Source organism: Cupriavidus sp. 01L45, assembly GCF_056399885.1.
Genome location: NZ_JBFTSG010000006.1, coordinates 59,329 through 81,156, shown reverse-complemented (window position 1 = coordinate 81,156; position 21,828 = coordinate 59,329). Strand labels below are relative to the sequence as shown.

The window sequence follows — 21,828 nt, the reverse complement described above, 5'->3', positions numbered from 1 at the left end:
CCTGCGCGCTCACTTGTGTCCGCCGCCGGAGGACCAGCCGCTGGAGCCGGAAGAGCCGCCACTCCAGCCGCGCGCACTGCTATAGCCCGAGGAAGAGCCCGAGCGGCCGGTATCGCCGATGTTGAAGAAGGTCGTGCCGAACAGCACGATGATGCCGTAGACGAGGTAAAGCAGACGCACGCTGTCTTAGTCCTTTCCGGCCCAGCGCTGGACCAGCCAGATCGGCGCCCACAGCAGCAGGAAGCCGACGACGATGGTGAACCATCCGCGGTCGGTGACAAGGGCCACCGGCACGTTGAGGATCGCGAGGAGGATGGCGTAGACCTTGGCGCTCTTGCGGCAAAAAGCGAGGTCATCGGTGCTGCCCGCGCGCGTGCCGGGCGAGGCCCGGGCCGCCTCGGCCAGCCCGGGGCTGGACTTGAACCACAGCGCGACCTGGGAGCGCGGCACGGTGGTGGACAAGGTCCAGACGATCTCTGTATCGGAAGTCTCGCGCGTGAGCCGGCGCGCGGGCTTGCCGAACTCGGTCAGGCGCGTAGTGTCGCCCACCTTGACGTGCCAGTTGAAGGTGCCGGCCGCGTACAGCACCTCGCTCTGGTAGTCGTAGCCCTGCTGGAAGGTCTGGCCCTGGTAGCTCGCGGCGGTACCGGACACCATGCGCGGCCAGGTGTCGAGCACCTCGACCCGGTCCCAGCCGCTGTCCTGTTCGACCAGCCACATCAGGCCGCGCTGCTCGTTGAACAGCAGGTACTCGACCCAGGTGGAGGCTTCGTCCTCGTCGTTGTCGGTGCATTGCATCAGCCCCAGCACCGTGTAGGGCTTGCCGTCGATGCTGCCGGTATCGCCCGGCGCCAGGCTGGTCCGCAGCGCATCCAGCTCGCGCTGCTTCTCCAGCACCAGCGCGGTCGAGGTGGTGCAATCGATCTCGCTGTGGCAACTCGGGCAGACCACGAAGCTGGCCACGCCCGCGCGGTAGGCGATGGCGCCGCCACAGCCCGGGCAGGCCAGCGGCACGGCCTTGCCCCGATAGCGGTCGGCGGTGCCGGCGATCTGGTCGGTCTCGCGCAGCAGCTGGCACTTGAGCTGGTCGAGCTTGACCGCCTGGCCGGTATAGATGGCCGGCGGATCGCCGTCGGCGTAGTCGAGCGTCAGGAAACGGCCCTCGTCGCGGAAGTCCGCCACCTGCGCGGTCCAGCCCGCGCCGACCGTGAACGGCAGTTCGCCCTGGCCACCGGTGCAGCGCGCGCTGCGCACATCGCTGGCCAGGTAGCGATGCTTGTCGAAGTACAGGGGCGTGCCCGGCGTGAGCTGGTCATGGCGCGGCAGCGTCACGCCGTTGAGCTGGGCGGCGGATTGCTCGGCCGTGACGCGCCGGGTCAGCATGTACTGGCCGGAGGCATCGGCCTGCCAGCCGTCGCTGCCGTCGTCGAACAGCACATACCACTCGTTCCACAGCCCGGCGTCGTAGCGCAGCTGGATGCGGCCGACCAGCGTGAAGCCCTGGCCATCCCACTGGCCCGAGGTATGGAGCTGCAGCGGCGTGTAGTCCTCCAGCACGGCGGACATCTTGCCGATGTCCCTGACCGTGTCGGCGTCCTTGAGCAGCGTGCTGTGGCAGTACTCGCACACCACCATCACGGCGGCCGACGAGCGAAAGGCCGCCGGCGCGCCGCAACTTGGGCAATTGATTTCTTGCATGCGTCCGCTACGCTCAGCCGACCAGCTTCTTCAGGATCTCGGCCTTGGCGGTATCGAAGTCGGCCTGGGAGATCAGGCTCTTGTCGAGCAGGTCCTTGAGCTTCTGCAGCCGCGCGGCGGGATCGTCCGCGGGTGCCGCAGCCGGAACCGCAGCCGCCGCAGCGGGCGCGGCGGGCTGTACGCCAGCGGCGGCGCCAAGCCCGCCCGCCATTGCCTGGCCCATCACCGCGCCGGCCGCCAGGCTGGCGCCCAGCCCGGCCACGCCGCCTTCGTTCTGCGCGGCCAGCGGGATCGAGGTGGCGACCTGGTACTGCGTGTACTTCGCCATATCGCCCATCATGCCCATCGAGATGCGGGTGTCGATGGCCTTCTGCAGTTCCTCCGGCAGCGACACATTGGTCACCGCGAAATTATCCAGCGCCACGCCATAGCGCTCGAACTCCGGCGCCAGCTTGTCGCGGATGGTCTGCGACATCAGCGCCTGGTTGGCGGCCATGTCGAGGAACGGCACCGAGGCGCCGCCCAGCGTGGACGTCATGGTGGCGATCAGCAGGTTGCGCAGCTGCTCTTCCACCTCGTCGCGGGTGTACTCCGCGCGCGTGCCGCTGATCTCCGTGTAGAACCTGGCAGCATCGGCGATCTTGTACGAGTACAGGCCGAAGGCACGCAGCCGCACCATGCCGAAATCGGCGTCGCGGATGGTGATGGGCTGGGCGGTGCCCCACTTGCGGCCGATCTGCAGGCGGGTGCTGAAGAAGTAGACGTCCGACTTGAAGGGCGACTCGAACAGCTTGTCCCAGTTCTTCAGGTAGGTCAGCACCGGCAGCGTCTGCGTGGTGAGCTTGTGCATGCCGGGCCCGAACACGTCGGCGATCTTGCCTTCGTTGACGAACACCGCCATCTGCGACTCGCGCACGGTCAGGCTGCCGCCGTACTGGATTTCCATATCCTCCATCGGGTAGCGCCAGGCGAGTACGCCGTCGCTGTCCTCGGTCCATTGGAGGATGTCGATAAACTGCTTCTTGATGAACGATCCGATGCTCATGGCGATCCCCAAAGTTCTCAGCAAATTCCCAGCAAATCCGGCCAGTCAGGACAGGCACGCGGCGTTGATCGCCCCGACCGTCACCGAGATGGCGCCCATCAGCCCGCCCATGCCGATATTGTTCGACTCGATCGCGGTGTCCATGTCGGGCAGCGCGCGCGTCAGCCCGGCGTAGGCCAGCGCCTGGACCAGCATCGCGCCCACCGACCACACCAGGAACATCAGGAAGGTGTCGTTGTGCTGGATGCTGGACGACAGCGTAAAGCAAAAACCGATCATCGCTCCCGACAGCGACAGCGCCGCCGCGAGGTTGCCCTGGCGGATCAGCGCGAACTCGCGAAAGGGCGTGATCCTGGTGTAGACTCCGACGAACACTGCCAGCAGGGCAAGGCCAGCCAGCAAGTGCAGCACGTAGGCGTAGATGGCTTGCATCGTTGTTATTCTCCGGCGGGTTCCACGACTGTGTTCCGGTTCAACTTTTGGCAGTATCTTGCCGGCTACGCTGCCGCGCCGGCGCTCAAGTATATCGTTGTCCATTTCCAGCAATGACAACAATTTACAGCGTGCCAGGCCGATCCTGTATCGCGGCTCGCCTGCTCCCCTCCCTCCCCTGCCCATCCGATCCCGACCGCCGACCCGACTGATTACCTGATGCGCGACCGTACCCTTGTTCTTTCGGTGTTGATCGTGGCGTCCTGCGGGCTCGGCTACGAGCTGATCGCCGGCGCCCTGTCCAGCTACCTGCTGGGCGATTCCATCCTCCAGTTCTCTTCCATCATCGGCTGCTACCTGTTCGCCATGGGCGTAGGCTCCTGGCTGTCGCGCTATGTGAAGGACGAAGACGTGCTGGCGCGCTTCATCGATATCGAGATCCTGATCGGACTGCTCGGCGGCATCTCCGCCGCGCTGCTGTTCGTGGTGTTCGCGTGGCTGTCGGCACCCTTTCGCACCGCGCTCTACGCCATGGTGTTCGTGCTCGGCGTGCTGGTGGGCATGGAGATCCCGCTGGTCATGCGCGTGCTCAACACACGCCGCACCGCTTTCAGCGAACTGGTCAGCCGCGTGCTTACCTTCGACTACCTCGGGGCGCTGGCGGTCTCGCTGGTGTTCCCGCTGGTGCTGGCGCCGCGCCTGGGCCTGTCGCGCACCGGCTTCCTGTTCGGCATGCTCAATGCCGGCGTGGCGCTGGCCACCATCCACATCTTCCGCGACGAACTCAAGCCGGTCATGTCGCGCATGCTGCGTGCCTCGCTGGTGCTGGTGCTGCTGGCCGGCGGCTTCCTGGCTTCCGGGCGGCTCACGCACTGGGCGGAGCGCGGCATGTTCGGCGACGAGATCATCCACAGCGAAAGCACGCCGTACCAGCGCCTGGTGATCACGCGCTGGAAGGATGACCTGCGCCTCTATATCAACGGCAACCTGCAATTCTCCTCGCGCGACGAGCATCGCTACCACGAGGCTTTGGTGCATCCGGTGCTGCAAGCGCTGCCCTGGGCGCGCCGCGTGCTGGTGATCGGCGGCGGCGACGGGCTGGCGGTACGCGAGATCCTCAAGCACAGGAATATCGAGCACGTCACGCTGGTCGACCTCGACCCGGCCATGACCACGCTGTTCTCGCGCAGCGAACCGCTGGTGGCGCTGAACCAGGGCTCGCTCAAGGATGCGCGCGTGCAGGTGGTCAATGCCGATGCCGCGCAATGGATGGAACAGCACAACGAGATGTTCGACGCCATCATCGTCGACCTGCCCGACCCGTCCAACTTCGGGCTCGGCAAGCTGTACTCGGTGCCGATGTACAAGCTGATGTCGCACCATCTCGCCGAGAAGGGCTATGCGGTGGTGCAGTCCACGTCGCCCTACTTCGCGCCGCGCTCGTTCTGGGATATCGACGCCACGCTGCGCGAAGCGGGCCTGCATACCTGGCCTTACCACGCCTACGTGCCGTCCTTCGGCGAGTGGGGCTTCATCCTGGCGGCCAAGCGCGCCGACTACACGCCGCCGACGCGCTACAGCGTGCCGCTCAGGTTCCTCGACGCCGACAGCACCGCGCTGATGTTCCGCTTCCCCGCCGACATGGCGCCGCGCGAGGCGCGCGCGAACCGGCTCAACGAGCAGACGCTGGTGCATGATTTCGAGCAGGACTGGCGCAATGTCATTCGCTGATTGCCGTTGCCTGCACGGGGAGCCCGAATGGACCGCCGCCGCTTCCTGATCGCCGGCGCCGGCACGGCCGGCCTGGGCTTGCTCTCCGGCTGCGACCGGCTGGGCGACGATGCCAGCCGCTTCCTGGCGGGCGTCGGCCTGCGCGAGCCCGCGCCCGTCGTGTTGCGCCCCGGCATGGCCGAAGGCCATGCGCTGCGCGATGCCGCCAGCTGGCCGTCGGCCGTACCCGCGCAGGACGAGATCGTGACCGACGTTGCCATCCTCGGCGGCGGCGTGGCCGGGCTCAGCGCGGCGTGGCAGCTGGCGCGCGGCGGGCTGAAGGATTTCGTGCTGGTGGACGGGCCGGAGTTCGGCGGCAATGCGGCGGGCGGCAATTTCGGCGCCGACCTGGCCTTCCCGCGCGGCGCGCACTACCTGCCGCTGCCCTCGCCCGAATCGACGCATATCCGCGAGATGCTGGCGGATACCGGCGTGATCCGGCGCGACCCCTTCGCCGCGCGGCCGGAGTTCGACGAGCGCGCGCTGGTGCATGCGCCCGACGAGCGCCTGCTCTTCGACGGCAAATGGCACGACGGCCTGCTGCCCAGCGATGCCGTGCCGGACGAGGAGGCCGCGCAGCACGCACGCTTCCTGGCCCGCGTCGAGCAGCTCAAGGCCGCGCGCGGCAGCGATGGACGCAAGGCCTTCGCCATTCCGCTGGCGCTGGCCTCGCAGGATCCGGCCTGGACCGCGCTGGACCGGCAAAGCATGCGGCAATGGATGCTGGCCGAAGGCTATACGTCGCCCACCCTGCATACGTATGTGGACTACTGCTGCCGCGACGACTACGGCGCGGGCCACGAACTGATCTCCGCCTGGGCCGGCCTGTATTACTTCGCCAGCCGCGCGGGCCATGCGAGCGATGCCGCCGACGGCGCCGTGCTGACCTGGCCCGACGGGCTGCATGCGCTGGTGACGCGGCTCTCGGCGCGGATCGATGCGCACCGCGGCGCGGGGCAACAGGCCAGCGCGCAGCCCTGGCGCCGCCCCGGCATGGCCTTGCAGGTACGGGAGCAAGGCCGGGAGGTCTCGGTACTGTGCGCCTGGTGGCCGGACGGCGTGGGCGCCCGGCCGCCGCGCCTCTACCGCATCCGTGCGCGCCGCGTGATCTGCGCCATGCCGCTGCATGTGGCCGCCCGTGTGGCGCCGCTGCGTGAATTCGGATTCGACCCGGCGCGCCACCTGCCGCCCAGCGCGTCGTGGATGGTGTCGAGCTTCCGCCTGCGCGGCTTCCCGCCGGAGGCAGCCGGCGTACCGCTGGCCTGGGACAACGTGGTGCACGGCGGGCGCGGGCTGGGCTATGTGGTGAGCACCCATCAGCTGATCCGGCAAGCGATGCCGGCGGCCACGGTGTTCACCGCCTACTGCCCGCTCGACGCTGCCGCCGACCCGGGCGCGGCACCGCGCCCGCTCGCCGACACCCGCCGCTGGCTGGCGGAGGCCAGCCCCGCCGAACTGATGGACTATGCCACCACCGACCTGCGCACGGCTTACGGGCGCGCCTTCTGGCGCCACGCCGACGCGGTGGAGATCACCGTGCGCGGGCATGCCATGGCCTCGCCGCGCACCGGCTTTCTCGGCAACGCAGGCGCAGCGGCGCTGCGCGCTGCCGATGGGCGCGTCCTGTTCGCCCACGCCGACCTGTCCGGCGTTTCAGTGTTCGAGGAAGCGGCCTGGTGGGGAACCCGCGCCGCGCAAAAAATCCTCGGCTAAGTGTCCGGATGTGATGCTTGCGGTACTACATGTGGCAATGCCGCATCCTGTAGAATTCTCGCCACGGATTCGTGTCGAATCCCCATATCGAGCGATCCCAAACCAATCTATTTGTGCGCGCCATCCGCTTCCTGCTGCTGCTTCTGATGCTTGCCGTCATGCCCTTCCAGAGCTGGGCAGGCGCGGGCGTGTGCGCGGTCGGCAACGCGGCGTCGCATGGCTGGGCGCAGCCGGATTCGTGCGGCGCGGCGGCGCAGGCGGCACAAGATGCCGCATACGCCGCTGTAGATAACCGGGATCGCGCCGACGCGGCCGCTGCCAGCATCGCGGCGGATCCCGACGAAGCCCCGGGCTCCGCTGATCTTGGCGATCCTTCGCAGCCCGGCGCCGACCTGGCCGAATCCCTGTTGCCGGCCTCGCCCCTGCGCTTTGTCGCCGGGCTCGCCGGTAGCGGCGCGCCCACACACCGCGCCGGCGCATTGCCCGACCCCGACCTTCCTCTCCAGCAGCGCCCACCCAGCGCCTGATGCTCTCCCCGCGCGCAAGCTGGTCTTGCGCGCACTCGTTGTTCGCCCTTGCGATTTTTCCGTTGGCCGTGAGCACCCGGCGTGCCCGCGATGACCGCAATGCGCGCGCCTGGTTTCCCCACTGTATCGATCACTTCCTCACATCAAAACATGAAACGCGTCCTCCTATTCCTGGCGACCAACCTCGCCGTCATGCTTGTCCTCAGCTTCACCGCCAGCCTGCTGGGCGTGAACCGCTTCCTGACCAGCAACGGGCTCAACCTCGGCATGCTGCTGGTCTTTGCCGCGCTGATGGGCTTCGGTGGCTCCTTTATTTCGCTGCTGATGTCCAAGACCATCGCCAAGTGGTCCACCGGCGCGCAGGTCATCACCCACCCCGGCAACAGCACCGAACTATGGCTGGTGCAGACCGTGCAGAAACTGGCCGACCGCGCCGGCCTGCCGATGCCGGAAGTCGCCATCTATGAAGGCGAGGCCAACGCCTTCGCCACCGGCGCCACCAAGAAGAACTCGCTGGTGGCGGTCTCCACCGGCCTGCTGCAGACCATGTCGCATGACGAAGTGGAAGCCGTGCTGGCGCATGAGGTGGCCCACATCGCCAACGGCGACATGGTCACGCTCACGCTGATCCAGGGCGTGGTCAACACCTTCGTGATCTTCCTGGCGCGCGTGGTGGGCTACTTCGTGGATTCGATGCTGCGCAAGAACGATGAGGAATCGAGCGGCCCCGGCATCGGCTACATGATCACGGTGGTGGTGTGCGAGATCGTGTTCGGCATCCTGGCCAGCATCATCGTGGCTACCTTCTCGCGCCACCGCGAATACCGTGCCGATGCCGGCGCGGCCAGGCTGATGGGCAGCCCGACGCCGATGGTGGCGGCGCTGCGCCGCCTGGGCGGACTGGAGCCGGACGGCCTGCCGCAGAACATGCAGGCCATGGGGATCGCCGGCGGCAAGTCATGGCTGTCGCTGTTCTCCAGCCACCCGCCGATCGAGGAGCGGATTGCTGCGTTGCAGGCCAAGGGCTAAGCGCCTTTCGTCCGCCCCCTCTGCCACTTGGTGGGAGAGGGGGGAAGCCACCGCTACGCAACCTCCCCCCGCTCCGCCGGCCTGGTCCTGAACGCCGCCCGGTACCGCTCCGGCGTGGTCTGCACATGCCGCTGGAACGCCTGCCGCATGACGTCGGCATTGGCAAAGCCGGTGGCATGGGCGATGCCTTCCAGCCGCCGCCCGTCCTCTTCCAGCATGCGCCGCACCGCCTCCACCCGCAGCCGCTCGACGTAGCGCGCCGGTGTCTCGCCGACCTGCCGCGCGAACACGCGCGCGAAGTTGCGCGGGCTCATCGCCACGCGCTCCGCCAGCACGGGCACCGACAGGTCGCGCGCCAGGTGCTCCGCCATCCAGCCCTGCAATTCACGTAATTCCGGACTCTGCGCGCTCTGCGCCTGCAGCAAGGTGGAGAACTGCGCCTGGCTGCCGGGCCGGCGCAGGAACAGCACCAGCTCGCGCGCGACAGCCAGCGATGCGGCGTGGCCTAGATCGTCCTCCACCAGCGCCAGCGCCAGGTCCATGCCCGCGGTGACGCCGGCCGATGTGTACAACTGGCCGGCGCGAATCCAGATCGGGTCCGGGTCCACCTGCACCAGCGGATGGCGCTGCGCCAGGCGCGCGGCGTGGCGCCAGTGGGTGGTGGCGCGATGGCTGTCGAGCAGGCCGGTGCGCGCCAGCACGAAAGCGCCGGTGCAGACCGCGCCCAGGCGGCGCACGCGCGGCGCCTGCTCGCGGATCCAGCCGATCAGCCGCTCGTCCTCGGCCGCCGCCGCATGGCCCGAGCCGCCGGCGATCAGCAAGGTATCGATTGGGCCTGACAGCATCTCGCCGATGCGGTGATACGGCGCATCCGCCAGCAGCCGGATGCCGCTCTCGGTGCACACCAGGCCGTCGTCGCGCACGCTGGCGATGCGGATCTCGTAGGCGGGCGAGCGCCGTCCGTCGAGCCGGTTGGCATGGCCGAACACGGCGCTGGGGCCGGTGACGTCAAGCTCCTGCGCGGGGTCCGGCGCGACCAGCACCACGATGCGCGGCGGGTCGGATGGCAAGGGAGGGCTGGATGGCATGGATGATGGTCTCGACGAGAGTGTGTATGCGTGCCAGCCGCCGATCATACTGGCGCCGGCCGTCACCCCGCCAGCGCCGCCGCGCGTGGCGCTTGCCGTTGCCAGCCCAGCGTGACCAGCAGCGCCACCCCCAACGCGGGCAGCACCGCCAGGTTGACCGCCTGCCAGCCATGGCGGTATAGCACCTGGCCGGCGGCAAGCGTGGCCAGCGCGGTCAGCGCGGCGGCCGAGAATTCGGCCAGCGCCTGGGTACGCGCGCGCTCCGCGGGCCGGTAGCTCTCCGCCAGCAAGGTGGTGCCGCCGACAAACATGAAATTCCAGCCAACGCCCAGGCACAGCAATGCGACGTAGAAGGCCGGCAGTGCTGTCGACGCCAGGGCCACCAGCGAACCCATCGCAGCGAGCGCGATGCCGCACATCAGCATCGGCCCGCGGCCAAAGCGCTGCAGCAGCCAGCCGGAGAAGAAGGATGGCGCGTACATCCCGACGAGGTGCCACTCGATGATCTGCGCGCCCTGCTTGATGGTGTGGCTGCACGCCACCGCGGCGATCGGCGTGGCGGTCATCACGAACATCATCACCGCATTGCCGATGCCGTTGTTGGCGAAGGCCGCGAGGAAGACCGGCTGGCGCGCGATCTCGGCCAGCGGGCGCGCGGGGAGTGCCGTGTCGCCGTGCCCGGCGGCTACCGCGGCGGCGGCTTGGGCGGGCGGCTCCCGGTAGCCGAAAACCAGCAGCAGAACCGTGGCGAGACCGAACACCGACACCACCGCGTAGGAGCCCGCGAAGGGCTGCGCCACCATCAGGTTGCTGCTCCACGCCGCGATGGCGGGGCCGCACACGGCCGCCACCACGCCGCCGGTCAGCACCGTGGAGATCGCGCGCGGCTTGTCGGCAGGCGCGGCGGCATCGGCGGCGGCCAGCCGGTAGAAGCGCGCGAAGGCCTGGAACACGCCGACCAGCGCGGTACCCACGCAGAAGGCGGCGAAGTCATGGTGCGCGATCGCCCACACGGACACCAGCCCGCCGGCGCAGCACGCCAGCCCGCCGAGGCTGAATGCCGCGCGGCGGCCCAGCCGCTCGATCAGGAAGGCGGCGGCGATGGCGGTGAGGGCCGATGCGACGGTGATCAGCGCAAACGGCAGCGTGGCAAGCGCCTTGTCAGGCGCGAGCGTGTAGCCGACCAGCCCGGTCAGCGTCAGATCGACGGACAGGGCCGAGGTAAACAGGGCCTGGCAGATTGCCAGGACCCGGGCCTGGGACATCGCGGGACGTGCCATCGGGCGCTCCGGTGTAAGGGCGGTGGGGATGACACCGAGCGTAAGGAATATGGCGCCGTGGCGGCTGACAATGATCCGCAGATTTCTGCCAACCAGCGCGAAGGCGAGACGGCACCTGGCCGGCTAGTTGAACACGTCCTGCCGGTACTGCCCCTGCGCCACCATCGCCGCAAGCCGGTCGGACGCCGCGGCCTTGCTCATGCCGCCCTGCTGCGCGGCGATCTCGATCAGCGTGCGGCGCACCGCCGGCGCCATCAGCCGGCCATCGCCGCACACGTAGATCGTGGCGCCGTCCTGCAGCATCGCCCACACGGTTTCGCGATCGCGCCATAGCAGATGCTGCACATAGCGCTGGTCCGGCGCGCCGGCGGTGGAATAGGCGGCATGCGCCTGCACCACGCCCCCGGCCTGCCAGCGCGCCACATCGTCGCGGTAGAGCCAGTCGTGCTCCGGATGGCGGCAGCCGTAGTAGAGACGGCTGGCTGCCACCGCCTGGCCAGCTGCCATTTGCGCCGCGCGCTCTTCCAGGAATCCGCGGAACGGCGCGATGCCGGTGCCTGGCCCGACCAGGATCATCGGCCGCGCCGGATCGGGATCGGGCGCGAAGGCCGGATTGGGCGTACGGATCGCCGCCGCCACCACGGCGCCCGGCGCGAGTCCCTGCAGCCAGGTGGATGCCACGCCGCGGAACAGGCCGCGGCCCGACAATGCCGCCGACAACACCATGCCGACGGTGATCGTCGCCACGTCGGGCGATACCGCCGGCGACGAGGCGATAGAGTAGAAGCGCGGGCGCATCGGCACCGTGCAGGCCAGCAAGCCCGGCAGCGTCAGCGCGATCGCGGGATGGCTCACCAGCACGTCCACCAGCCCCAGCCGCTGCGCGGCGACGCGCGCGGCGTAGCCGTCTTCCGCATGGTCCGACCCGAGCCGTTCCAGCGCCGCGCGCGTGAACGGGCAGCGCGTGTATTGCACCAGCGTGCGCAGCGTCTGGCGCGACACCACGTCCTGCAGTTCGATGAAATGTGTCAGCAGCGCGCGCAAGGGCAGCGCCTCCTCCAGCGGCAGGCCGCGCGCGGCGGATGCATGCGCGGCGGACAGCGTCACCATGGCCTCCGGATCGAGATCGAGCCGCTCGCACAGGTCGCGTACGGTGGCCGGATGGTTCTGCGGATAGACCGCGAGATGATCGCCGGTGGCATAGCTCGCGCCTTCGGGCAGGCGCAGCCGGATATCGCGCGTGGAAGTGCGCGGCGCTTCCTGCGCAAAGTCCCACAGGCCGGCAGGATCGTTCACCAGTTCGGTGTTGGCCAGCACCGTGAAGGCCTGCGTCGACGGCGGCAGCGTGCCGGCGCGGATCGTGGCGATATCGCGCAGGCGCACTTCGATGTGGCTCGCGCCCGCCGCATCGGGCGCCGCGCCCTGCTCCACACGCAGCGCCTGCAGCGATTGCCACAGCCCGGCGAGCCACGACTCCGCCGCCTGGTCGAAATCGCCGTTGCCGTCGGCTTCACCGCGCGCGAGCAATGGCGTGGCGCCGGCAGCGCCGAAGAAGTCGTGCAGGCGTTTGGGGAATGCCTGATAGGTGGCCCACTGCGAATTGCCGCAGCCGAGCACGGCAAAGCGCAGGTCTCCGGCGCGATAGTTATCCACAGCCGCGCCGTCGAGCATGGCCTCGAAGCGCCGCGCCGAATCGGGCGCGCGGCCATTGTAGGTGGCCGCCACGATCACCGCCAGGCCTTCGGCGGGCAGCGCGCCAATCGCGTCATCCAGGTCGCGCAGCGTGGCATGGAAGCCGGCCGCCAGCGCACCGGCGTGGATCTGCTCGGCCAGTTCGCGCGCGGTGCCCAGGCTCGACCCGCACAGTACGGCAAGGGCCTGGCCATTGCCCCGCACCGCCGGGCGTTGCGACTGGACGCTGGCCGCGCCGGCCGCCGCGGCGGCGGCGATGCGCTCATGCGGTCGGCGCCTGCGCGCCCTCAACGTGAACGCATCCGGCTTCAGGGTCAGCGTTTCCTTGATGCGGAACTGGTAGTCGTGCGGATCGCTGAACTGGAAGTTGCGCAGCATCAGCGCCAGCGCCAGCTTGGCCTCGGTGAGCGCGAACTGGCGCCCGATGCAGGCGCGCTCGCCATTGCCGAACGGCTTGTAGGCGTGCGGATGGAGCCTGGCTTCGTGCTCCGGCAGGAAGCGGTCGATGTCGAAGCGTTCGGGATCGGCCCACACCTTGGGGTCGCGGTGCAGCGCGGTGAGCACCACCGAAACGCGGCGGTTCTTGTGGATCAGGTAGCGCCCCCCGATCACGGTGTCCTCGAACGGCGCCACCGCAAAAGCGGGCGCGGTGGGCCACAGGCGCAGTGTTTCCTTGAGCACGCGGTCGATCACCTGGAGCCTGGCAAGGTCGGCATAGACCGGCGGTGCATCTCCCGGCAGCACGGCATCCACTTCGGCATAGGCCTGCGCCAGCACGCCGGGATTACGCAGCAGTTCGTACAGCGCGAAGGTCAGCAAGCCGCTGGTGGTCTCGTGCCCTGCGATCAGGAAGGTGATGACCTGATTGCGGATATTCACATCGTCCAGGCGCTGGTCGGTGTCGGGATCGCGCGCGTCCAGCATCAGGTTGAGCAGGTCGTGCGCCGGCGGCTGGCCGGCATCCTTCCCGGCCGCGGCGCGGCGTTGCCTCACCACCTCGTCCACCAGCTCGCGCATGTAGCGGATGTCCTCGGCGAACTTGCGGTGCGCCGCGTGCATGAACTTGTCCTGCAGCGCGAAGCGGGTCAGCTTGCCCATGGCCTCTTCCAGCGCGCCGACCATCGCATCGATAAAGGGGTGGAGCTGCTCGCGCGAGAATGAATCGAAGTCATAGCCGAAACCCGACAGCGCGATGGTGTCCAGCGTGAGCCGGGTCATGTCGTCGGCGATCGCGATGTCGGTGTCGGCGCCCTGGCGGTCCCATTTGTCGACCAGGCGGTTGGCCACGCGCAGCATCACGTCGAAGTAGCCTTTCATCGCGCGCTGGCTGAACGCCGGCATCAGGATGCGGTGGGCGCGTCCCCAGTTCTCTTCCTCCCCGTGCGCGGTGAACAGGCCGTCGCCTGCCAGGTCGCGCAGGTAGGACAGCGGCGGCCCGACGATCTTGCGAAAGCGCTGCCCGTCCGACAGCTCGCCCGCCAGCGCGGCATCGCTGACGAACGCCACGCGGCGCCCGGCGAAATCAAGTTCGAAGATGCCACCGAAATGGCGGCTGCGTGCCAGCAGATGCTGCGCGACCTTGCCGGGCGTGACTTGCAGCAGGTTGCCGACCAGCGGCCAGCCGGCGTCGCACGGAATCGGCGCGAGGGCGGACACGGCCGGCGCGGCGGACAGGGTTGCGGCGGGCACGGCGGGAGCGGAGTCGCGCTGCATGGTCGGTTCACCTGGTGGTAGTCGGCGAGCGGATCGCCAGGATTGGGCCAAGGGGCACGCGGCCGCCTTGTGTCTCTTGTTCGTTATTTTCTTGCGGGGTGCATCGCTGCCCCCGCAAGTCGGCGTAGACATTCGTCTACTTTTGCAGCAAAGTAGACGAATGTAGACCGAGTGTCAATTCCAAACCGAAGCATGACCACGCCGGGGTATCCCGGCATTAACTTTTTGGCTGTGACCATGGAAGACGTTGCCGGCGGCAAACGCAAACTGATCGACGCGGCGCTGCGCCTGGCCGCGGCCAGGCGCAGCTTCGCCGGCCTGGGCCTGCGCGAACTGGCGCGCGAGGCGGGGCTCAACCCCAACACGTTCTATCGCCACTTCCGCGATATGGAAGACCTGGCGCTGACCGCGGTGGCCGAGGTCAGCAACGAGTTGCGGCCCATGCTGCGCGCGGTGCGCTGGGCCGTGGCGCGCGACAATCCCGGCGAAGTCGCCACGCGTGCCTGCGACGCATTCTTCGCCTACGCCGACGCCCACCCCGACGCCTTCTTTGTCGGTGTGTGCGGCAGCACCGGCCCCCAACCCGCGCTGCGCGACGCGGTGCGCCAGTTGCTGGCGGACATCGCCGCCGAAATGGCGGAAGACATCGAGCGGCTGGCGTTGTGCCCCGGGCTGTCCCGCCCGGTCATCGACGACCTGTGCGGCTACGTGGTGTCCTACCTGTTCCACTTGTCGACGGATTATCTCGAAGACAGCGCCAAGGGCCGGCGCCAGCGCATCCAGCAATCCAGGCAGTTGATCGGCTGGCTGCTGCGCGGCGCCGCCGAACAGCAGCGGGCGCAAGAGCGCGAGCAAAGCCAGGCACAACCGGCACCCGCCCCGGCGCGCAAACGCAAGCCGCCGGAGCGCCGGCCGCACTGAACGCCGCAAGCCTCCACACCGAGTCCTGACCACCGAGCGAGGAGCCCGATGAGCCTGCAGAACCTGTTGCTGTCTTACGGATTGAGAAAGCGCCTGAAGCGCGGCGCGCCGCCGGCGCAGATCGACGTGGCCGGCACCCGCCGCGCGATGGCGCAGTTCGGGCAGAACGCGCGCGTGCCGGCGGGCTGGCGCATCGAACGCTCCGAGGCGGCCGCGTTGCCGGGCGAATGGACGCGCCGCGATGGCGCCGCCGCGCACGCCGATGTCCCCACGCTGTTCTACCTGCACGGCGGCGRCTACTACTTCTGCACGCCGCAGACGCACCGTCCGCTGACGCTGGCACTGGCGCGCGGGACCGGCATGCCGGTGTTCTCGCTGGACTACCGGCTGGCGCCCGAGCATCCCTTCCCCGCCGCGCTGGACGATGCCGTCGATGCCTACTCGGCGCTGCTCGCACTCGGTATTGCGCCACGCAACATCGTGATTGCCGGCGATTCCGCCGGCGGCGGGCTGGCGCTGGCGACGTTGCTCGCGCTACAGGCGCGCGGCACGGCGCTGCCCGCGGGGGCGCTGCTCTTCTCGCCGTGGACGGACCTGGCGGCTACCGGCGAAACCTTGCGCAGCAACGAGCGCCACGACGTCATGTTCCACGGTGAGTCGATCGCCCGCGCTGCGCGCCTGTACCTGGGCGACACCGCCGCCACCGACCCGCTGGTCTCGCCCCTCTACGCCGACCCGGCCGCGCTGGCGGCGCTGCCGCCGCTCTATGTGCAGGCCAGCGACAAGGAAGTGCTGCTCGACGATTCGCGCCGGCTGGTGGAACGCGCCAGGGCGGCCGGCGGCGCGGCCGAGCTGCACGTCTGGCACGGCGTGCCGCATGTCTGGCAGCTCTACCATCCCTTCCTGCCGGAAGCGCGGCGCGCACTGGCGGACGCGGCCGCGTTCGCGAACCGCGTCACGAAGCGCCACCAATAAGGGGGCGGCGGGATACGCGGGCGCGGGGACGGGTACGCGCGGCGAATGCGCGATGTGACGTGGCGTTGGCGCTCAGTCCACGACTTTGCCGCGCTGTGCCTTGACCTGGCTGCGCTGGCTCTTGCCTTCCAGGCGCCGCATCTTGGACCCGTAGGTTGGCCGCGTGGGACGGCGCGCGCGCGGCGGCGTGGCCACGCTGCGCACCAGGTCGTGCAAACGCTGCACGGCTTCCTCGCGGTTCATCTCCAGGCTGCGGTGCTGTTGCGCCTTGATCACCACCACGCCGTCGCGCGTGATGCGGTGATCGTGAAGCTGCAGCAGCCGCGCCTTGTGCCCCTCTTCCAGAGACGATGCGCGAACATCGAAACGCAGGTGAACCGCGTTGGAGACCTTGTTGATGTTCTGCCCGCCGGCGCCTTGCGCGCGGATCGCGGTGATTTCGTATTCGGTGTGGGGGATGAGGATATCGGGCAGCATGCGACGGATGATATCAAGGACCCGGCCCCGTGCGTTGGCTCGCCGGATGTACCAGCAGCAGGCTTGTCATCGCCTTGAGCACGCAGCCGATGCCGGCCGGTTTTTCCAGGCGCGGTTGAGCGGGAATAACAGACCATCGCACGCTACCGCTCCCAGGAGGGTGGCAATGCCGGACGGGGAACGGTCGCCTAGAACAACAGGCCGAACATCATCTTGAGCAGCGCTTCCAACGGCATCATGGTCAGCGCCAGCGGCAGGACCGGCAAAAGGGTGGCCACGGCGACCTGCATGACGGATTCTCGCGTAATCGGGGCAATGCGCATCGTCCGCACAACGTCGAAGCTGTTGCCCAGATCCGCGAGGGACTGGATATCGCCGCTACCCACAAGCGATTCATCGGGAGCGGCTCCTCCGCGTAGCCACTTGGCATCGAACTCGCGTACGTAGCGCTCCGCCAGCGTGCCGTATTCACGCAGGCCCGTGCGCTTCGCCTCCGCCAGCTGAGGCGAAAACACCAGCAACGGGCCAAGTACAAGGCACAGCAGGAAAATGACCATGACCGCGATCTGTACCTTGTACTCAGGCAGCGTGGCCCCGAGATAGAAGATGCGGTTGGCGAGTTGCCCAGCCAGCAGCACGCCGTGCGCCATGGCAAGCAGCGCGAAGGCATGGACCGCCTGGGCGAGAAATCCCAGGCCGCCGACGCGGTCCGGATGCATGGGAATCAGGATCAACTTGATGCGTGACACCTGCCAGAGAAAACGGATCCAGACAAGGAGCCTGAAGTACCMGCGACACAACAGGAACTGGAAGACAGGCAGGCTCACGTAGCCATACCACATGCCGGCAAGCGAGAGTCTCGAGCCTTCGGCGGACGATGTCACGTACCATGTGGCGGCGTCGAGCGCCGTGTAGTGCCGCCAGATGACGAGGATGCCGACGCCATACACGATGCCGATCAGGAGCAACTCGGTGAGCACGGAATTCCGCAGCCGGAACGCCGACGCGATAGCCGCCTCGAATCGCATCGAGGCGTTTTCGGGAATCAGCTTGCGCTCTATGAACAGCCTCGCCACCGGCCGCATGCGAAGGTGCACCACCAGCTCTGAAGCGATCAACAGCGGCATCACCAGCAGGAAGCGCGCATGCGCTTCGATGTCCAGCAGAAAAGGCAAGGTCACTCGGCCGCCCAGCAGCTGTCCCTCAGCCGCTGACAGCACCAGGAGCGGTAGCCAGGCGAACAAGGACATGACGATGATGCGCTGGTGCACCAGCTGCAACGCGTCATCGGCCAGGTGTGCCTTACGCAGAAGCTGGAAGAGTGGCCCGCCCAGGACGAGCGAGAAGTCTTGCGTAGTCAGGGGCGAATCCCGGGCGGCGCCGGGCTCCGAGACGCGAGCGTTCATTGTTGGCCTCTCCACGCCGAGAGCAGTTCCCCGGAAATCCCCGGCAGCGTTCCTGCCTAGTCTTCGACCATCACCGTGATCCGGCCCTCTCTGATTGCACTGAGGAACGCCCGATAGTCGCTTCGGTTCTGGGAGGCATACTCGGTCGCAAATTCGCCCACAGCGTCGTCGAAGGATTGCCCGGAACCCATGTATCCGGCGATCACCGCGGCATCGCCGGAGCGGGCATGCGCGCGAGCCAGGGCATGCGCGCACATCCGCGCGTATTGCCGCAACAACCCTGTATCCCAGTCCTCGATAACCGCGGACAACTTCATGTCGCGAAGCTGGCGGACATAGAATTCGCGGCCGTTCACGCCTCGGGTCCATCCAAGGAACACATCGCTGGCCGACTGCATGAGGCGCTGTCCCACGATGACGCGCTGGCCATGATTGGCGTGCAGGCTCTTGCCCGCATAGGGCTCGAGCACGGAGGCCTTCGCCTCCTTCACTTGCAGGAACAGCGGGTCATTGTCCGCCGCCATGAACAGTCCCACTGCGCACATCGTGCCAACGCTTCCCACGCCGACGACCTTGAGGGCCAGGTCGACGTAGTGGAAGCGGTCGAACAATGTCCGGACATGCTCGGGCAAGCTCTCCCGATACGAGGCAATGGCTTCCGTGTACCCTGCCCCGAGACCGGGAGCCTGTTCTTCCGTCGGATGGAAAATCAGGGGGGGTTCATCCTTGATCCTGGGCTTGACCCCTTCCTCCGAGACGAGCTTCGGATACAGATGGTCAGGCACCGTCTTGCGCCGCTCCGATTCGAGCCGCTCCTCCAAGCGCTTGCGAGTCGCCGCCACGACAGCCGGATTGCCCGTCCGGTCTTCATACTTTTGCAGGTCGATCCTGTTGTACCAGACGTCGAGCGCCCGCATCCCGGCGAAATTGTCCATCCGCTCGCGGTATTCGCGCACGAGATCCGTGGCCACGCGTCCCGCGTCGCTGCGGGGCAGCTCCAGATGTTGCGCCGCCACGACCACGCTGGCTGCAAGCCGCTTCAGGTCCCACTCGAAAGGGGCCGGCAGTGTCTCGTCGAGATCGTTGACGTCGAAAATCACGTTGCGCTCGGGCGTCGCGAAGCCGCCGAAGTTCATCAGGTGCGCATCGCCGCACGCCTGCACCCGGATCCCGCTCGTCGGGGTGCTGGCAAGGTCGGCTGCCATCAGTACGGCCGCGCCGCGATAGAACGCGAATGGCGAAGCCGCCATGCGCCCGAAGCGGATCGGGGTCAGGCTCAGGATGCGGCCCTCATTGGATTCGATCAGGAGTTCAATCGGGTCGCGGCGATCCTTGGGCGCCGTCCATCCAGCATGCGATGCGCGCGGCACCGTGTCGCGCAGTGCCCGCCCTTCGGTGGCGCGATCATCGGCCGACAAGTAACGCGTCCCGGTTTGAGGTGCGGCACTCTCGCTCTTTCCCTTCCTATTCTTGGACATGTGGCACTCCCCATTTTCAGGTTTGCGCCAGCCGCTCCGTGCTCAAGCCAGGGCCGGAGGATGAGGCAAGTCTCCATGCCCGGTCTTGCAGCGAAGCGGCGGACGCGCCTTACTGCTGCTTGCCTCCCTTGATGTTGCCCGCGACACCGCCAGCGACAGCGCCTACCGCGGCACCGGTCCAGGCGCTCCCGCCCGCGATGGCGGCGATGCCTGCGCCGGCCAACGCGCCCACGCCCGCGCCCGACATCGTCCCTTGTTGTTGCGGCGTCATGTTCGTGCACCCGACAATGCCGACTAGGGCAAGCGTTGCACCGATCAGTCCGAGTGATTTCATGCGTTTCACCTACTTGTTGCGCTGAAGTCCGGGAACGACCATTTCGAACCAGATCGTTTCGATAACCGGCCGCTGAAGCCGATCGGAATGCGTGGCGTACCACCGATCCAGTCCTTCCCGCACCGTTTCGAGTGTCTGGCCCTGCAGCCCCTTCGCCAGGCGAGGAATGACGCTTTGCGTGTCTGGTGGTGAATTGCCCACCTGAGCGCGATACGCGATATCAACCTGGATGACATTGGCGATGCCAATGAGGTAAGCCTTCTTCGCCTGCTCCGATGACTCGATCCAATGCTTGCCGGTGATCAGCGGGATTTCGTCGCCACGGGCAGGGCCCGATGCGATCACCAGCGTCGTGCACACCGCTGCCATCACAGTGCGGAAATTCAGATGCATGATCATCCTGTTCTCCTCAGGAATCCGCAAATCAAAGGTACCGTGGTGGTGGCATTCAATACCCGCTAAACACGCACAAGCCATCGCTTCGCGCGGCCCTGGCTGTACGCCGACAAGGCCAATGGCACTCCGCAATCCCGCGAAGGCATTTCAGACTGCCTTGATCGGGAATCCACCGGATTTCGATATCTCTGTGAAAGATTAGGAGACAGACGGGGGGGCGGGTTGATCCAGGTCAACGGGATGGCAGCGCCGGCCGCCCGCCGGACGGCATGCAGGCGCCTCAGGACATCTGCCGCGCCAGTTTTGTGATCTGGCACATGATCTCTGGCTTGCACATCATCGGTGCGAGCGCCTATCGTTACTTACGTGCAGACCACCGCATTTCGAGTAGCTGGAACCGAATTTCGGACCATTTCCCGCCGCTGAAGAGTTGCATCAAGCACGTGGTCAGTGCCGAGTCAGCCAGGTCGAAATGCGGGGCGAGCGGCCAGCGCCTGCCATGCACAAGATCGCTCTGCAACCGCCAGGGGCCGGCCATGGGAAAACATCTCCATATCACCACCTACATCSTCATCGCGATGGTACTTGGCGGCGTGGTCGGCTACGCCTGCAATATTGCCTTCCCGGATCCCAAGGCCGCGAAGGACGTTGCCGGCTATTTCTCGATCATCACCGATGTCTTCCTGCGACTAATCAAGATGATCATCGCCCCGCTGGTCTTCTCCACGCTGGTGATGGGCATCGCCCATATGGGGGATGCCAGCACTGTGGGGCGCGTCGGCGTCAAGGCGATGGGTTGGTTCATCACCGCATCGCTCGTCTCGCTGACCCTCGGCCTGATCATGGCAACGATGCTGCAACCGGGCCACAACCTCGGACTGCCGTTGCCCGAGGTTGGCACCGCCACCAGCCTCAAAACCAATGCCTTCACACTGAAGGACTTCGTCATCCACCTGGTTCCCCGCTCGGCGGCGGAGGCCATGGCAAACAACGAAATCCTGCAGATCCTGGTCTTCTCGATCTTCTTCGGGACCGCGCTGTCGACGCTTGGCGAAAAGGGCAAGCGCATGGCCGGCGTCATCGAGGATCTGGTCCAGGTGATGCTGAAGATCACGAGTGCGGTGATGTGGCTGGCGCCGGCGGCCGTGTTTGCCGCCATCGCGTCGACGATCACCACGCAAGGCCTGGCGATCCTCGTGACGTTTGCCAAGTTCATGGGCGGCTTCTACTTGTCATTGCTGGTGCTGTGGTCACTGCTCGTCCTGGCGGGGATCGCGTTCCTGGGCAAGCGGGCCCTGGTGCTGGTCCGCCTGATTCGCGAGCCGTTCCTGCTGGCATTCTCGACCGCAAGCTCGGAAGCCGCCTATCCCAAGCTGCTGGAAGCCCTCGACAAATTCGGTGTCGACCGCAAGATCTCGAGTTTTGTGCTGCCAATGGGCTACTCCTTCAACCTGGACGGTTCGATGATGTACTGCACGTTCGCCGTACTGTTCATCTCGCAGGCCTATGACATCCACCTGCCCTTGGGCACCCAGATCACCATGCTTTTGCTGCTGATGCTGACCTCGAAAGGCATGGCCGGCGTGCCGCGCGCATCGCTGGTGGTCATCGCGGCCACGCTGAACCAGTTCAGTCTGCCAGAGGCCGGCCTGCTGCTGATCATGGGGGTGGACCAATTCCTGGACATGGGCCGCTCGGCCACCAACGCGGTGGGAAATTCGATTGCGGCAGCCGTGGTGGCCAAATGGGAAGGTCAGTTGTCGAGCGGACCCACGCTGGACGAGGGAGGCGAAAGCGATACCGCCGACGGGGCGGTGCCCTTGCACAAGCCAGACGCCGCGCAAGCATAGGCGG

At 67.3% G+C, this 21,828-nt stretch carries 19 protein-coding genes; 7 read left to right on the top strand and 12 right to left on the bottom strand.

Annotation, left to right across the window (positions count from 1 at the left end):
• Positions 1 to 9 precede the first annotated feature (9 nt).
• Genes AC1DT6_RS05815 through AC1DT6_RS05800 form a run of 4 tightly spaced genes read right to left on the bottom strand, consistent with a single transcriptional unit; the run spans position 10 to position 3,175 of the window.
• Positions 10 to 180: a hypothetical protein gene (locus tag AC1DT6_RS05815; protein ID WP_441637182.1), complete on the bottom strand. Its 171-nt coding sequence runs from the start codon at positions 178 to 180 to the stop codon at positions 10 to 12.
• Positions 181 to 186: 6 nt separating this feature from the next.
• Positions 187 to 1,698 (bottom strand): DUF4178 domain-containing protein, encoded by a 1,512-nt coding sequence (locus tag AC1DT6_RS05810; protein ID WP_477114552.1) that lies wholly within the window; start codon positions 1,696 to 1,698, stop codon positions 187 to 189.
• Between the two features lie 13 nt (positions 1,699 to 1,711).
• Positions 1,712 to 2,743: an SPFH domain-containing protein gene (locus AC1DT6_RS05805; protein ID WP_276290777.1), complete on the bottom strand. Its 1,032-nt coding sequence runs from the start codon at positions 2,741 to 2,743 to the stop codon at positions 1,712 to 1,714.
• A 45-nt stretch (positions 2,744 to 2,788) separates the two neighbouring features.
• Positions 2,789 to 3,175 carry a DUF350 domain-containing protein gene (locus AC1DT6_RS05800; RefSeq protein ID WP_441634485.1) on the bottom strand — a complete coding sequence of 129 codons (387 nt, stop codon included), beginning with the start codon at positions 3,173 to 3,175 and terminating at the stop codon, positions 2,789 to 2,791.
• Positions 3,176 to 3,394: 219 nt separating this feature from the next.
• Between AC1DT6_RS05800 and AC1DT6_RS05795 the strand changes: the two genes are divergently transcribed.
• The 4 genes from AC1DT6_RS05795 to htpX all read left to right on the top strand — a co-directional run bounded on the left by AC1DT6_RS05795 (position 3,395) and on the right by htpX (position 8,214).
• Positions 3,395 to 4,906, top strand: a complete 1,512-nt coding sequence (locus tag AC1DT6_RS05795) for a polyamine aminopropyltransferase (protein ID WP_441634487.1) — start codon at positions 3,395 to 3,397, stop codon at positions 4,904 to 4,906.
• A gap of 27 nt (positions 4,907 to 4,933) precedes the next feature.
• Positions 4,934 to 6,658, top strand: a complete 1,725-nt coding sequence (locus AC1DT6_RS05790; RefSeq protein ID WP_441634489.1) for an NAD(P)-binding protein — start codon at positions 4,934 to 4,936, stop codon at positions 6,656 to 6,658.
• Between the two features lie 71 nt (positions 6,659 to 6,729).
• On the top strand, positions 6,730 to 7,185 hold the full coding sequence (locus AC1DT6_RS05785; RefSeq protein WP_477102466.1) for a hypothetical protein: 456 nt from the start codon (positions 6,730 to 6,732) through the stop codon (positions 7,183 to 7,185).
• 150 nt (positions 7,186 to 7,335) lie between these two features.
• A complete protein-coding gene (htpX, locus tag AC1DT6_RS05780; RefSeq protein ID WP_045242287.1) occupies positions 7,336 to 8,214 on the top strand; it encodes a protease HtpX in 879 nt (292 codons plus the stop codon).
• Between the two features lie 53 nt (positions 8,215 to 8,267).
• Here the strand turns inward: htpX and AC1DT6_RS05775 are convergent, their stop codons facing one another.
• The 3 genes from AC1DT6_RS05775 to AC1DT6_RS05765 all read right to left on the bottom strand — a co-directional run bounded on the left by AC1DT6_RS05775 (position 8,268) and on the right by AC1DT6_RS05765 (position 13,987).
• On the bottom strand, positions 8,268 to 9,302 hold the full coding sequence (locus tag AC1DT6_RS05775) for a GlxA family transcriptional regulator (RefSeq protein ID WP_441634494.1): 1,035 nt from the start codon (positions 9,300 to 9,302) through the stop codon (positions 8,268 to 8,270).
• Positions 9,303 to 9,364: 62 nt separating this feature from the next.
• Positions 9,365 to 10,582 (bottom strand): MFS transporter, encoded by a 1,218-nt coding sequence (locus AC1DT6_RS05770; protein WP_441634496.1) that lies wholly within the window; start codon positions 10,580 to 10,582, stop codon positions 9,365 to 9,367.
• A gap of 123 nt (positions 10,583 to 10,705) precedes the next feature.
• A complete protein-coding gene (locus tag AC1DT6_RS05765; protein ID WP_477102465.1) occupies positions 10,706 to 13,987 on the bottom strand; it encodes a bifunctional cytochrome P450/NADPH--P450 reductase in 3,282 nt (1,093 codons plus the stop codon).
• Positions 13,988 to 14,224: 237 nt separating this feature from the next.
• Here AC1DT6_RS05765 and AC1DT6_RS05760 point away from each other — a divergent pair, with 237 nt between their 5' ends.
• Both AC1DT6_RS05760 and AC1DT6_RS05755 read left to right on the top strand, forming a co-directional pair.
• Positions 14,225 to 14,908 (top strand): TetR family transcriptional regulator, encoded by a 684-nt coding sequence (locus AC1DT6_RS05760; protein ID WP_441634500.1) that lies wholly within the window; start codon positions 14,225 to 14,227, stop codon positions 14,906 to 14,908.
• Positions 14,909 to 14,956: 48 nt separating this feature from the next.
• Positions 14,957 to 15,883 carry an alpha/beta hydrolase fold domain-containing protein gene (locus tag AC1DT6_RS05755; protein WP_477114551.1) on the top strand — a complete coding sequence of 309 codons (927 nt, stop codon included), beginning with the start codon at positions 14,957 to 14,959 and terminating at the stop codon, positions 15,881 to 15,883.
• Positions 15,884 to 15,955: 72 nt separating this feature from the next.
• Here the strand turns inward: AC1DT6_RS05755 and arfB are convergent, their stop codons facing one another.
• The 5 genes from arfB to AC1DT6_RS05730 all read right to left on the bottom strand — a co-directional run bounded on the left by arfB (position 15,956) and on the right by AC1DT6_RS05730 (position 19,977).
• Positions 15,956 to 16,360: an alternative ribosome rescue aminoacyl-tRNA hydrolase ArfB gene (gene arfB, locus AC1DT6_RS05750; RefSeq protein WP_441634504.1), complete on the bottom strand. Its 405-nt coding sequence runs from the start codon at positions 16,358 to 16,360 to the stop codon at positions 15,956 to 15,958.
• Positions 16,361 to 16,548: 188 nt separating this feature from the next.
• On the bottom strand, positions 16,549 to 17,766 hold the full coding sequence (locus tag AC1DT6_RS05745; RefSeq protein ID WP_477114550.1) for a hypothetical protein: 1,218 nt from the start codon (positions 17,764 to 17,766) through the stop codon (positions 16,549 to 16,551).
• Between the two features lie 56 nt (positions 17,767 to 17,822).
• Entirely contained in the window at positions 17,823 to 19,244 is a 1,422-nt protein-coding gene (locus tag AC1DT6_RS05740; protein WP_441634508.1) for a DUF2252 domain-containing protein, read from the bottom strand.
• 109 nt (positions 19,245 to 19,353) lie between these two features.
• Positions 19,354 to 19,578, bottom strand: coding sequence for a hypothetical protein (locus AC1DT6_RS05735; RefSeq protein WP_045242279.1), 225 nt, complete (start codon positions 19,576 to 19,578; stop codon positions 19,354 to 19,356).
• A gap of 9 nt (positions 19,579 to 19,587) precedes the next feature.
• The gene (locus tag AC1DT6_RS05730; protein WP_441634510.1) at positions 19,588 to 19,977 is read right to left on the bottom strand and encodes a hypothetical protein; all 390 of its coding nucleotides are present in this window, start codon (positions 19,975 to 19,977) and stop codon (positions 19,588 to 19,590) included.
• A 533-nt stretch (positions 19,978 to 20,510) separates the two neighbouring features.
• Here AC1DT6_RS05730 and AC1DT6_RS05725 point away from each other — a divergent pair.
• The gene (locus tag AC1DT6_RS05725; protein WP_477114549.1) at positions 20,511 to 21,824 is read left to right on the top strand and encodes a dicarboxylate/amino acid:cation symporter; all 1,314 of its coding nucleotides are present in this window, start codon (positions 20,511 to 20,513) and stop codon (positions 21,822 to 21,824) included.
• Positions 21,825 to 21,828: the final 4 nt, after the last annotated feature.

Bases quoted from the DNA above. Each gene is read 5' to 3' on its own strand.
- AC1DT6_RS05810 (WP_477114552.1), bottom strand. From the start codon at position 1,698: ATGCAAGAAATCAATTGCCCAAGTTGCGGCGCGCCGGCGGCCTTTCGC.
- AC1DT6_RS05805 (WP_276290777.1), bottom strand. From the start codon at position 2,743: ATGAGCATCGGATCGTTCATCAAGAAGCAGTTTATCGACATCCTCCAA.
- AC1DT6_RS05800 (WP_441634485.1), bottom strand. From the start codon at position 3,175: ATGCAAGCCATCTACGCCTACGTGCTGCACTTGCTGGCTGGCCTTGCC.
- AC1DT6_RS05795 (WP_441634487.1), top strand. From the start codon at position 3,395: ATGCGCGACCGTACCCTTGTTCTTTCGGTGTTGATCGTGGCGTCCTGC.
- AC1DT6_RS05790 (WP_441634489.1), top strand. From the start codon at position 4,934: ATGGACCGCCGCCGCTTCCTGATCGCCGGCGCCGGCACGGCCGGCCTG.
- htpX (WP_045242287.1), top strand. From the start codon at position 7,336: ATGAAACGCGTCCTCCTATTCCTGGCGACCAACCTCGCCGTCATGCTT.
- AC1DT6_RS05775 (WP_441634494.1), bottom strand. From the start codon at position 9,302: ATGCCATCCAGCCCTCCCTTGCCATCCGACCCGCCGCGCATCGTGGTG.
- AC1DT6_RS05770 (WP_441634496.1), bottom strand. From the start codon at position 10,582: ATGGCACGTCCCGCGATGTCCCAGGCCCGGGTCCTGGCAATCTGCCAG.
- AC1DT6_RS05765 (WP_477102465.1), bottom strand. From the start codon at position 13,987: ATGCAGCGCGACTCCGCTCCCGCCGTGCCCGCCGCAACCCTGTCCGCC.
- AC1DT6_RS05760 (WP_441634500.1), top strand. From the start codon at position 14,225: ATGGAAGACGTTGCCGGCGGCAAACGCAAACTGATCGACGCGGCGCTG.
- arfB (WP_441634504.1), bottom strand. From the start codon at position 16,360: ATGCTGCCCGATATCCTCATCCCCCACACCGAATACGAAATCACCGCG.
- AC1DT6_RS05740 (WP_441634508.1), bottom strand. From the start codon at position 19,244: ATGTCCAAGAATAGGAAGGGAAAGAGCGAGAGTGCCGCACCTCAAACC.
- AC1DT6_RS05735 (WP_045242279.1), bottom strand. From the start codon at position 19,578: ATGAAATCACTCGGACTGATCGGTGCAACGCTTGCCCTAGTCGGCATT.
- AC1DT6_RS05730 (WP_441634510.1), bottom strand. From the start codon at position 19,977: ATGATCATGCATCTGAATTTCCGCACTGTGATGGCAGCGGTGTGCACG.